Source organism: Stappia sp. G46H5W, from assembly GCF_058448995.1.
The window spans coordinates 662,415-674,808 of the sequence record NZ_JBZFLL010000001.1 but is presented as its reverse complement, the minus strand read 5'-3'; the positions used below and the strand labels follow the sequence as shown (position 1 = coordinate 674,808).

At 67.4% G+C, this 12,394-nt stretch carries 5 protein-coding genes (1 of these 5 running past the window's edge); 4 read left to right on the top strand and 1 reads right to left on the bottom strand.

Translation table 11 applies throughout. The annotated features are described in order from the left end of the window. Positions 1-17 precede the first annotated feature (17 nt). Positions 18-266 (bottom strand): phosphopantetheine-binding protein, encoded by a 249-nt coding sequence (locus tag ACVJ6E_RS02625; protein ID WP_120269016.1) that lies wholly within the window; start codon positions 264-266, stop codon positions 18-20. A gap of 419 nt (positions 267-685) precedes the next feature. On the opposite strand from ACVJ6E_RS02625, the gene ACVJ6E_RS02620 reads away from it, so the two are divergent. The 4 genes in view from ACVJ6E_RS02620 to ACVJ6E_RS02605 are tightly spaced (at most 8 nt apart) and all read left to right on the top strand, a layout consistent with a single transcriptional unit that may run on beyond the window. Next, positions 686-2,323: a cyclic peptide export ABC transporter gene (locus ACVJ6E_RS02620; protein ID WP_120269017.1), complete on the top strand. Its 1,638-nt coding sequence runs from the start codon at positions 686-688 to the stop codon at positions 2,321-2,323. A 2-nt stretch (positions 2,324-2,325) separates the two neighbouring features. Next, the gene (locus tag ACVJ6E_RS02615; RefSeq protein ID WP_120269018.1) at positions 2,326-3,975 is read left to right on the top strand and encodes a cyclic peptide export ABC transporter; all 1,650 of its coding nucleotides are present in this window, start codon (positions 2,326-2,328) and stop codon (positions 3,973-3,975) included. 8 nt (positions 3,976-3,983) lie between these two features. Further along, positions 3,984-6,332, top strand: coding sequence for an ACP S-malonyltransferase (gene fabD, locus ACVJ6E_RS02610; protein ID WP_199681178.1), 2,349 nt, complete (start codon positions 3,984-3,986; stop codon positions 6,330-6,332). Beyond that, on the top strand, positions 6,329-12,394 hold the start of the coding sequence (locus ACVJ6E_RS02605; RefSeq protein ID WP_120269020.1) for an SDR family NAD(P)-dependent oxidoreductase. It continues 14,631 nt past the right edge of the window; only the first 6,066 of its 20,697 coding nucleotides appear in the window; the start codon lies at positions 6,329-6,331; its stop codon lies off the right edge, out of view. Before fabD ends, ACVJ6E_RS02605 begins: the two co-directional genes overlap by 4 nt.

Below are 12,394 nucleotides of genomic sequence, written 5' to 3'. Positions count from 1 at the left end.
CGTTAGGCGTCCGGCGGTCAGCCCGCTGCGCGTTCGGCGACCTTTCGGGCGACCGTTTCGCGGATCTGGACGAGGCTCACCAGAACGTCGCCGGTCATTTCCTGCTCCGTGAAGCGGATGTCGAACTCCTGCTCGAGAAATCGGATCAGCTGCACGTAGCCGAAGGAGTCCATCACGCCTTCCTTGAACAGGTCGGAGTCCTCGGGAAAGGAGTCGTCGAACTCGATCAGGAACTGTTCCTCGATGAAGTCCCGAATTTTGTCCATGCGCTCTGATCGCCTGCAGCCGGGCTGGAAAGCCGCTCGGTGTCCTATGGAGATCGGACATGCAGGTCGCCTCTGGTCGGCGCCCCTGTCGTCCCCCCGGGTGCCCCGCACGAAGCGGAACGACCTTACGGTAGCGAATAAGTGTGCGCCGCAACAGTCTTTCCGCTACCTGTGGACGACGTGCTCTGCGAACGAGCTTAATGCACGCCAGGAGGAAAATCCCGGACGCGCCGGCAAGGCGTGCACTTGCCAGCGGAAGGCGTGCTGAATAGCATTCCGTAACGGCGGTCGGAGCTGCCGAAGATGACGAAACACCAGTGAAATCTGATCCGTGAACAGGGCGCTGCCGGCAGGCCGGATGCACCGTGGGGCGGGTTGCGCGGCATCGGGACAGGGGCAGTCACCGTGGTTTCATCTGCATGAACATCCTGCGGCTGCTCAGATCCGGCCCACCCGTGAACCGCCGGTCGATCCTGCTGATCACCAGCCTTGCTGGCCTTGGAAATGCGGGGCTTGTCGGCCTCATCAACGAGGCGGCCGAAAAAGCGGTGCTGGCGGAACCCGTCGGGACGCAGCTGCTTCTTGTCTACGTGACGATGCTCGCCTTCGTGTTGCTGTCGAGCCGAGCCTCGCTGCATGAAGCCAACCGTTTCGTCCAGTCCCGTCTGGAGGCGACGCGTCGACGAATCGTCAGCAAGATCCGCCGTGTAGACCTGAGGACGCTCGAGCGGCTCGGCCATGGCGACGTCTTCGTCACCGTCTCGCAGGAAACCGACCACCTGTCGCAGACGCTGCCGCTGCTGATCGGTGCGGCCCAGAACGCCTTCCTGCTGGTTTTCCTGTTGCTCTATGTGGCGACCCTGTCGCCGATCTCCTTCCTTGTGGTCACCGTGTTTCTGGCTGCCGGGCTCTATGTCTTTTGGCGGCGCCAGAGCGCACTGACTGGGGCCCTGGCCGACGTGCATCACCGCGAAGCGGAAATGCTCGACAGCCTGTCCCATTTCACGCTGGGCTTTCAGGAAATCCGGCTCAACGCCGACAAGAACGACGCGCTGCAGGCGCATTTCGCGGACGTGACCTCGCGGTTGCGGCAGGTAGTGGTGGGCTTGGGCGACCGCTGGGTCTCCCTGCTGCAATTCGCCAATGCCTTCATCTTCCTGCTCATCGGCGTCGTCGTGCTGGTCCTGCCGGTGTTCTTCCAGGGCTATACGGACACGATCTACAAGATCACCGCCGCGACGGTCTTCGCGCTCGGCCCCATCGCGGCGATCACCTCTGTCGTGCGGCTGATCGCGCGGGCCGAGGCGGGCCTTGCCCATGTCTATGCTCTGGAGCGGCGCCTTGATGCAGGCCTTGCGCCGGAGCCGAAAGCCTCTGCGCGCGCGCCCTCGCGCTACCGCTCGTTCCGCACCATCGAGATGCGCGGCGTCACGTTCAGCTATCTCGACGGGCAGGGCAGCGCGCTCTTCACCTCCGGCCCCTGGGATCTGTCTTTGAAGCGCGGCGAGATCCTGTTCCTGACGGGAGGCAACGGCAGCGGCAAGTCGACGGCGCTGAAGCTGCTGTGCGGGCTCTACACGCCGGACGGGGGCGAGATCTCCTGCGACGGTGCGCTGGTGAGCGCCGAGACGCGGCGCGACTACCGCGAGATATTCTCCAGCATCTTTACCGACTTTCACCTGTTCGACCGGCTCTACGGGCTGGAGCACGTCACGCAGCGCGAGGTCGAGAGGCTGATCGCCCGCATGGAGCTGGACGGCAAGGTGCGCTTCGAGGACGGGCGCTTTTCCACCACGGATCTGTCGACCGGGCAGCGCAAGCGGCTGGCGATGATCGTCGCGCTGCTGGAGGACCGCGAGGTCTATCTCTTCGACGAATGGGCGGCCGACCAGGACGCCCATTTCCGCGAGGTCTTCTACACCGAGCTGCTGCCGGACCTGAAGGCGCGCGGCAAGACGGTGGTTGCGGTGACCCACGACGACCGCTTCTGGTCCTGCTGCGACCGGCGGTTGGAGCTGGATCTCGGCCGCCTTTCAGACGTGACCGGGGAGGCGTGAGCATGGAGCTGATCGCCTTCATCCGCGCATCCGGCCGCCGCAAGCTGCAGCTGATGTTTGCCCTCAGCCTGCTGGCTGGCATCGCCAACGCCGCCCTGGTGGTGGTGATCACCACGGTCGCGGAGCAGGTGGCGCGGGCCGAGCATCCCGGACTGATCGCCTGGGCTGCCTTCGGCGCCGCGTTCCTGACCTACTATCTGGCCAACCAGTTCGCCCTGGTGCGGGCGACCACGCTGATCGAGGACCGGCTCAACGAGTTGCGGCTGGAACTGGCGGAGAAGCTGCGCCAGTCGGAACTGCTGACCGTGGACCGGATCGGCCGGGGCCGTCTCTACGGACTGATCGCCAAGGAAACCAACCATCTGTCGGTGACCTTCCCGCTGATCATGGACGCGATCCAGCAGATGGTGCTGCTCGCCGTGGCGCTGCTCTATCTGCTCTATCTGTCGCCGCTTGCCTTCCTGTGCTTCCTGCTGGCGGTGATCGGTGGCGTCTATGGCTACAAGGCGATCAACAATCGGTTCGGCCGGATTCTCGGGCTCGTCGAAAAGCTGCAAGCGCAGATGCTCGATGCGATCGCCGACATCATCCACGGCAGCAAGGAACTGCGGCTGAACGCCCGTCGTAGCGAGGCCGTCTCCAAGGCCTATCGCAAGCGCTCCAACGTGCTCGAATTGATGCTGGTGCGCACCATCGACCATTGGGTGTCGCTTATCCTGCTCGGCAGCCTGGTCACCTTCGCGCTGCTCGGTGTCGTCGCCTTCGGTTTCCCCGCGCTTGTGTCCGGGCACACGGTCATCGTCTTCCAGCTGGTGCCGGTACTGCTGGTCTGCCTCGGCACGCTGACGAAGACGGTTGCGCAGTCGCCGATGTTCATGCGTGCCGAGTTCGGCCTGCAGTCGATCCTCGCCGTGGAACGCGAGCTCGATGCTTCGAAGGGGATCACGACGCATGAGGCGCGCCAGCATGCCCATGCCTTTCGCGGTTTCCAGACCATCGACTTGCGCGAGATCGGCTTCAGCTATCCGGCGGAGCAGGGCGTCGGCTATCACGTCGGCCCGCTGTCGCTCACCCTGTCACGGGGCGAGGTGGTATTCCTCGTCGGCGGAAATGGCAGCGGCAAGTCGACGGCGCTGCGCATGATGTGCGGCCTCTATCCCTTGTCGAGCGGGCGCATCGATGTCGATGGTCATGCGGTTGAGGGCGCGGCGGCCGGCGGTTACCGCGAGCTGTTCTCGGCGATCTTCGTCGACTTCCACCTGTTCGACCGGCTCTACGGGCTCGAACGCGTCGACCCGGACCGGGTCAATGCGCTGATCGACGAGATGGGCCTTGCCGGCAAGGTCCGTTTCACGGACGGTCGTTTTTCCCAGCTTCACCTGTCGACCGGGCAGCGCAAGCGTCTGGCCCTGATCGCAGCGGTTCTGGAGGACCGGCCTGTCTACGTTTTCGACGAATGGTCGGCGGAACAGGATGTTCATTTTCGCGAATATTTTTACCAGACGTTTATCCCGAAACTCAAAGCGGCAGGAAAACTTGTCATCGCGGCAACACACGATGAGCGATACTGGGGCGTTGCCGATAGGGTCATCAAGATGGACCTCGGCCAGATCGAGTGGGTGAAGGATCAGGCCGGGCTGGAGGAGCAATGAAGGCCTTCATGTTTCCAGGGCAAGGCGCGCAGCGCGTCGGCATGGGCGAGGGGCTGTTCGAGGCCTTTCCGCAGTTCGTTGCCGAGGCGGACGCCGTTCTGGGATACTCCATCGCGCAGCTCTGCCTGGATGGGCCGATGGATCGGCTCACCCGCACGCAGTTCACCCAGCCCGCGCTCTATGTGGTCAACGCGCTGACCTATCTCCGTCATGTCCGCGAGGCCGGCGAACGGCCGGATTTCGTCCTCGGGCACAGCGTTTCGGAATATGTCGCCCTGTTCGCCGCGGGAGCCGTCGATTTCGCCAGCGGCCTGTCGATGGTAGCGCGACGCGGGGCGCTGATGGGCGAGGCAAGCGGCGGCGGCATGGCCGCTGTGATCGGTCTCGATGCCGACGGCATTGCGGCGGTGATCGACCGCAATGGCCTCAGGGACGTCTTCGCCGCCAACTACAACACGCCCCGGCAGATCGTCGTGTCCGGCCGTCGCGAGGCGGTGGTCGCCGCCGAGCCGCTGTTCCGCGAGGCGGGAGCCAGCCATTATGTCGTCCTGCCGGTGAGCGGGGCTTTTCACACGCCCTACATGGAGGCTGCGCGCGCAGCGTTTGCCGAGCATCTGGCAGGCCTGACCTTCAAGGCGCCCGAGATCCCCGTCATTTCCAACGTGACCGCGCGGCCGCATGAGGCGGGACAGCTGCGCGAGCGGATGATCGAGCAGATCACCGCGCCGGTGCGCTGGGCCGAGAGCATCCGCTACCTGCTGGCCAAGGGCGTCACCTTTGCCGATGTCACCGAACTGGGGCCGGCCGGCAGCGCCGTGGTCAAGCCGATGGTGAAGCGCACGGAACTCGAGGCGGGGCCGCTCGACGCGAGCCTGCTGGCGCGCGAGGAGGCGGACGCGGCTGCGGCCGCGAGGATCGCCGAGCCGGAGCCGGAGACCGCCCGAAAGGCGTCGGACGAAACGCCGTCTCCCAGGCTCAACGGCCATGCGTCTTTCCGGTTCAGTCCGGAAAATCTCGGCTCGCGTGCCTTTTGCGAGGCGTTCGGGCTCGAATACCCTTATGTCGCCGGCGCGATGTATCAGGGCATCGCCTCGGTCGCTCTGGTGGAGCGCATGGCCCGCGCCGGCCTGCTCGGCTTTTTCGGGGCGGGCGGCCTGCCGATGGCCGAGGTGGAGCGCGCGATCCTTCGCCTGCGCGACGTGCTTCCCGAGGGCGCGCCCTACGGCATCAATTTCATCGCCCATGTGAACAGGCCGCACCTGGAGGATGAGCTCACCGATCTCCTGATCCGGCACGGCGTTGGCATCATCGAGGCCTCCGCCTTCATGGAGGTGACGCCGGCTCTGGTGCGCTACCGCGCCGCCGGGCTTGAGGACGAGGGCGGTGGCCGGATCGCCGCGCGCAACCGCATCATCGCCAAGGTGTCCCGGCCCGATGTTGCCTCGCAGTTTCTGGCGCCCGCGCCCGAACGGCTGCTGAGCAAGCTGCTCGCAAGCGGCGCGATCACCGCTGACGAGGCCAACCTGCTGCGCCAGGTACCGATGGCCGATGCCATCTGCGTCGAGGCGGACTCGGGCGGGCATACCGACCAGGGCATGCCCTTCGCCCTGATCCCGGCCGTGCTGAAGGTGCGGGACGAGGCGCAGGCGCGCTTTGCGAAATTCGGCCCCATCTTCGTCGGATCGGGCGGCGGCATCGGCACGCCGGAGGCGGCCGCGGCGGTCTTCATGCTGGGGGCCGACTTCATCGTCACCGGATCGGTCAACCAGTGCACGGTCGAGGCCGGGACCAGCGATGCGGTCAAGGACCTGCTGGAAGGCATCAACGTCCATGATACGGCCTATGCGCCGTCGGGCGAGATGTTCGAGCTGGGCGCCAAGGTGCAGGTACTGAAGAAGGGGCTGTTCTTCCCCGCCCGCGCCGAAAAGCTGGTCTCGCTCTACCGTCAGCACGAGAGCCTCGACGAGATCGAAGCGAAGCTGCGCCAGCAGATCGAGGAACGCTATTTCCGTCGCAGCTTCGACGAGGTGTTCCGCGATGTGGCGATGAGCTATCCGGCATCCGAGATCGAGCGCGCGGAGCGCTCGCCCCGGCACCGCATGGGCCTCGTCTTCCGTCGCTACTTCAAGGACACGACCACCTGGGCGCTCAATGGCGATCTCGACCACAAGGTCGACTTCCAGGTGCATTGCGGCCCGGCGCTCGGCGCGTTCAACCAGTGGGTCGAGGGCAGCGAGCTTGCGTCCTGGCGCGCCCGCCATGCCGACGCCATCGCGGCGCGGCTACTGGAGGGCGCGGCCGACGTGCTCGGCCGGCGGCTCTCGGTGATGATCGGCGGGGGAGGCCGGACCCGATGAGCCGGGAGGGGGGAAAGGAACCGGTCGCGATCATCGGCGTCGGGCTCCGGCTTCCGGGCGCGGACCGGCTGGCGACGTTCGGCGCGCATCTCGCCGCCGGCCGCTCGCTGATCTCGCAGGTGCCGGCCAACCGCTGGAATGCGGAGGAGCTGCTGGGCGACCCGGCGCGGGGCAACAGGACCAGCAGCATCTGGGGCGGGTTCGTCGAGGATGCCGACTGCTTCGACGCATCGTTCTTCGGCATCTCGCCGCGCGAAGCCGCCTGGATGGACCCGCAGCAACGCTTTGCGCTGGAGATGGCCTGGCATGCGATCGAGGATGCCGGCTACCGCGCCTCCGATCTCGCCGGTACCCGGACGGGCGTCTACATGGGCGTCTGCCATTGGGACTATGCGGAGTTGCTGGAAAAGCACCTGCCGCATGTCGACGCCTATCTGCCGACCGGGATCGCCTTTTCGATCATCGCCAACCGGGTCTCGCATTTCCTCGACCTGCAGGGACCCAGCATCACCAATGACACGGCCTGCGCCGCGTCGATGACCTCCGTCTACGAGGCGGTACGGGCGCTGCAGGGCGGCGAATGCGACATGGCGCTGGCCGGCGGCGTCAACCTGATCTGGTCGCCCAACCATTTCGTCGCCTTTTCGAAGGCCGGCATGCTGTCGAAGACGGGGCGTAGCAACGCCTTCGACGATGCGGCCGACGGCTATGTCCGGGGCGAAGGCGGTGCCGTGCTGCTGCTCAAGCCGCTCAAGCAGGCGCTGGCAGACGGCGATCCGATCCATGCGGTCATTCGCGGCATCGGCGTCAACCATGGCGGGCGGACGAATTCGCTTACCGTCACCAATCCGCGCGCGCAGGCGGCGCTGATCAAGGCCGTTCACCGCGAGGCGGGCGTTGCGCCGGATAGCGTTTCCTACGTGGAGGCCCACGGCCCGGGGACGCCGCTGGGCGACCCGATCGAGATTTCCGGCCTGAAGGAGGCCTTCGCCGACCTGCACGCCGAGGCGGGCACCGCCCCGCGCGAGGCGAGCTGCGGCATCGGCTCCGTCAAAACCAATATCGGCCATCTGGAAGGTGCGGCGGGCGTCGCCGGCATCGTCAAGGTGCTGATCGCGCTGGCCCGCGAGGATCTGCCCGGCAATGTCGGCTTCACGGCGCAGAACCGACTGGTCGACCTGGCCGGCACGCCGTTCCGCATCCAGAAGGAGGCAAGCCCCTGGCCGCGCACTGACGGCGCGCCCCGGCGCGCCTGCGTCAGCTCCTTCGGCTTCGGCGGCAGCAATGCGCATGTGCTGATCGAGGAAGCGCCCAAGGCGCAGGCGGCTCCACTCGCCGGCGAGGCAGAGGTGCACCTGTTGCCGCTGTCGGCGGCGGATGAGGAGCGCTTGCAGGCGCTGCTTGGCGAGCTGCTGGCGACCGTCGAGGCGGCGGATGCGCCCGCTCTTGCCGATCTTGCCCACACGCTGCGGATCGGGCGGGCGCTGCTCGAGGTCCGTGTCGCCTTCCTTGTCCGCGACCGGCAGGAGCTGGCGCAGGCCCTTCACGCCCGTCTCGGCGGGACCGATCATCCTGCCGTGGTCGACGCGTCGGCAGGGGCAACCGGCAAGCCGCTGCATGATCTCGCCTTGCGCTTTGTGTCGGGAGAGGATGTCGACTGGCTGGCCGCCGGCCTGCCGAAGGGCAGGCGGGTGCGCGCGCCGCTCTATCCTTTCGCGCGCGAGCGGCACTGGATGGACGAGTCGCTCGGCGTGAAGGACGACCGGCCGGCACCGCATCCGATGATCCACCGGAACATCTCGGGCTTCGCCGGTCCGGTCTTCGAAAGCTCCTTGCGCGGGCCGGAACTCTTCTGGGCCGATCACAAGGTGCGCGGTCGCCAGATCCTGCCCGGCGTTGCGGCGCTGGAAATGGCACGGGCCGCCGCCGATCTTGCCGGGGCAGGCCTCGGCAGCACCTTCGCGCTGGAGGATGTGGTCTGGTCGCGGCCGATTGCGGCGCGCGAGACGCCGGTCGCGGTCGAGACGCATCTGAGGCGGCAGACGGATCGCTGCATTGGCTTTACGATCCGCACCGCCGAAGGCGAGGGGCACAACGTTCGCGGCACGATCGCGCCGTCGCCGGAGGCTGCGCCATCCGCGCCGGTGCTGTCACAGCTTCAGGGCGAGCTGCGCGAGGATGTGCCGGTCGCTCTTTGCTATGAGCGCCTGCGGGCAAGCGGCGTCGATCATGGCCCGGCGTTCCGGGCGATGGCGCGGGTCACCCGAGGGAGCGGCCGTGTTCTGGCACAGCTGAAACTGCCGCGGCGGCTTCATCCGACGCTCGCCGCCCTGCCGCTGCATCCGGTGATGCTGGATGCAGCCATCCAGGCCTGGATCGCGCTGGACGAGACCGGCCCGACGGGCGCGGCAGTGCCCTTCGCCTGCCGCCGGGTGGTGGTGCACGGGCCCTGCGAGCCGCTGATGTGGGCGCTGGTCACCGAGCGGGGAACGCCAAGTGCGACCGCCGCCGTGCGCCATCTCGACATTCACATGCTGGACCGGGACGGCAGGCTACGTGTGTCCTTCGAGGATCTGGCCCTGCGGATCGTCGTCTCGGACGAGACGGCAGCTGAGGTGGCTGGGGGCGAGACCGCCGACGACCTGCCTCTTGTGCTGGCCGAAAGCCGATGGCGGCCCGCGCCGGCCGGTACCGGGCAGGTTGGCGAGCGGGATGTCTCCGTGCTGCTGGCAGGCTTCGAGGAGGCGAACCTTTCCAACAACTTCGTCAGAAACCTGTCGGAGGCCAGCGGGCAGAGCGTGAGCGTGCTGGCCGAAGTTCCGGACGCCGATGATCCGGCGGCTGCGGCAGCCGACCTCTTCGATGCTCTGCACGCGCGGATCGTCGAGGCGATGCGCGACAAGCCGCGTCGCCCGCGGCATTTCCTCGTGCTGGCACCGGAGAGCCTGCTCCAATCGGTCACGGCCCCGCTGGCCGCGCTCCTGCGCACGGCCGCAACCGAAAACCCGAAGATCTCCGGCGCACTGGTTCGGATTGAGGGGCCAGTGGACGCGGGACGGCTTGCTGGTCTCCTGCGGCAGGAGGTCGAGGCTGCCGATACCTTCACCGAGCTGCGGTACCGCGCCGACGGCTCGCGCGAGGCTTTGCGCATCGATCCGGTCGATCTTCCTGCCGGGCGGGGAGAGATGAAGCTTGATCCGGACGGCGCCTACTGGATCACCGGCGGGGCCGGCGGCCTCGGGTTGATCTTGGCCGGCTGGCTGGCAGCACGGGGCGCGCGCAAGATCGTACTGAGCGGCCGCAGCGCGCAGGACGACAGCCGGTTCGAGGCGCTGCGCGCGGCCGGCGCGGCTGTCACCTATGCCGCGTGCGACATGGGAGATGCGGCGGCGGTCGAGGAGCTGGCGCAGCGGATCGCCCGCGAGATCGGCCCTCTCAAGGGCGTCATCCATGCGGCAGGCCTGCTCGACGACGGCTATATCCTGACGCAGGCGGGGCGGGATTTCGCGCCCGTCTTTGCGCCGAAGCTCGCCGGCACGCTCAATCTCGACCGGGCGACATGCGCCGCGCCGCTCGATTTCCTGGTGCTGTTTTCCTCCGTCGCGGCCCGGTTCGGCAATGCCGGGCAGGCGGCCTATGCCGGCGCCAACGGCTTTCTCGACGGTTTCGCCGCCGAGCGCGCGGCGATGGTCGGGCGGGGTGAGCGGCAGGGGCGGACGCTTGCCGTTGCCTGGCCGCTCTGGGCTGAGGGTGGCATGAGCGTCGACATGCCGACGCTGGAGGCGATGGAGCGACGCTTCGGCACCGTGCCGCTGCCGAGCGAGGCGGGCCTTGTCGCTCTGGAGCGGCTGCTTGTCGCCGGGCAGGAGCCTTGCGCCACTGTGCTCTACGGCGACACGGCGCGCATCGGCGCATTTCTTTCCGCGCGCGAGGGCGTGGTGGAAAAGCAGGACGCACCGGCCCCCTCGGACGCCCCGCAGGCCGCGGGCGACGATGCCGCGCTTGCCCGACAGGGCGCGCTCTTCGTGCGCGATATTCTGGCCGATGTGCTGGAACTTGACCCTTCACGCATCCGCCTCAACCGCAAGCTCGAGGAATACGGCCTCGACTCGATCTCCATCGTCGAGACGACGAACCGCCTGGAAGAGCGGCTGGGCTCGCTGTCGAAGACGCTGTTCTTCGAATATGTCGACCTGGAAGGCGTCGCCGGCCATCTGGTCGAGAACCACCGGGATGCGCTGGCCGCCGCTCTTGCCGAAGAGGGGCTGGGTGAGGCGGCTTCCCCGCCGGCCACTCCTGTCGAGGCTCCCGCCGAAGCGATCCCTGCGCGCGCGGACCCCGGCCCGAGCGTGTCGCAGCCGAATGCGGAGACCGACAACCACGCCATCGCCATCGTCGGCCTGTCGCTGCATGTCTCCGGCGCGGCGACGCAGGACGAGTTCTGGGAGATGCTGGCCGGCGGCATCCACGGTTTCCGGCCCTATCCGCAGGAACGCTGGAACCATGCGGCCCTGCTGCATCCCGAGCGCGATGTTCTCGGCAAGACCGTGGTCCGCACGGGTTGCTTCCTCGACGATATCGACCGGTTCGATCCGCGCTATTTCCGCATTTCCCAGACCGAAGCGGAGCTGATGTCGCCCGAGGTGCGCCTGTTCCTGCAGGCGAGCGTCGAGGCGTTCGAAAATGCCGGCTACTCGCGCGAGACCCTGCAACGGCGCCATGGCGGCGACGTTGCGGTCATCGTCGGGTCGATGACCAACGAGTACGACCTCTACGGCTTCCAGAACATGCTGATGCGTGGCGCGCCCGCCAGCGGCAGCTATACCGGCACCGTGCCCAACATGGTGTCCTACTATTACGGGTTCACCGGCCCGTCCTATTTCCTCGACACCATGTGCTCGGCCGCCTCGACCTGCGTGCACGAGGCGGTGCACATGCTCCGTTCGGGGCGCTGCGAGATGGCGCTGGCCGGCGGCGTCAGCCTGCTGCTGCATCCGCAAAAGCTCATCGCCACCTCGCAGGAGCATTTCACCACCAAGTCGGCGGACGTGATACGCGGCTACGGCGTCGGCGCCGAGGGCACCATCCTCGGCGAGGGCGTCGGTGCGCTGGTGCTGAAGCGGCTCTGCGATGCCGAGCGCGACGGCGACCATATCCACGGCGTCATCATCGGCACCGGCATCAGCAATGCCGGCGTGCGCAACGGCTTCACGGTGCCCAATCCGCACCAGCAGGCGGTCGCCATCGAACGGGCGCTGGACGATGCCGGCATCACCGCCGATACGGTGAGTTATATCGAGGGGCACGGATCGGGCACGGCGCTCGGCGATCCCATCGAGGTGAAGGCGCTGACTCAGGCCTTCCGCAAGCACACCGACGCGGTCGGCGCCTGTCCCATCGGCACGGTGAAGAGCAATGTCGGCCATCTGCTCGGTGCCTCCGGCCTTGCCGGCATCGCCAAGGTGGTGGCCCAGCTGGGCAAGGGCATGCTGGCGCCTTCGCTGCATGCCGAGACGCTGAACCCGGACATTCCGTTCGCGTCCTCGCCCTTCCGCGTCCAGCGGGAGCTTGCTCCCTGGCAACGTCCGCTTGGGTCCGACGGCCGGGAGCAGCCGCGCCGAGCCGGCGTGACCTCCATCGGCGCGGGCGGCATGAACTCGCACATCCTGATCGAGGAGTATCGGCCGCAGCCGAGGCAGGCGAGGGCGGCGGGCCCCGAGCTTCTGGTGTTCTCGGCGATGAACCGGGACCGCCTCGTGGCGCTGGTCCGCCGGCATCTGGATTGGATGGAACGGCACCCGGATGCGGATCTCTCCGACATTGCCTTCACGCTGCAGGTCGGGCGGACCGAGCTGCCGTGCCGACTGGCCTTGGCGGCGAGCGATCCGGCCGACGCCCGCCGGCGCCTTGCCGATTTCACCGAGGCGCCCGACGCGGACGGGCGCTGGCATCATGTCCGCTCGATCCTCGATGTCGATCCGCCGGAGGACGCGGAACGGCTGGCGGCAGCCGTCGCTGCGCGTGACCTGGGGCAACTTGCCGATGCCTGGACGCATGGTGCG

Excerpts from the sequence above, each read along its gene's own strand:
- ACVJ6E_RS02615 (WP_120269018.1), top strand. The coding sequence starts at position 2,326 with ATGGAGCTGATCGCCTTCATCCGCGCATCCGGCCGCCGCAAGCTGCAG.
- ACVJ6E_RS02620 (WP_120269017.1), top strand. The coding sequence starts at position 686 with ATGAACATCCTGCGGCTGCTCAGATCCGGCCCACCCGTGAACCGCCGG.
- fabD (WP_199681178.1), top strand. The coding sequence starts at position 3,984 with ATGTTTCCAGGGCAAGGCGCGCAGCGCGTCGGCATGGGCGAGGGGCTG.
- ACVJ6E_RS02625 (WP_120269016.1), bottom strand. The coding sequence starts at position 266 with ATGGACAAAATTCGGGACTTCATCGAGGAACAGTTCCTGATCGAGTTC.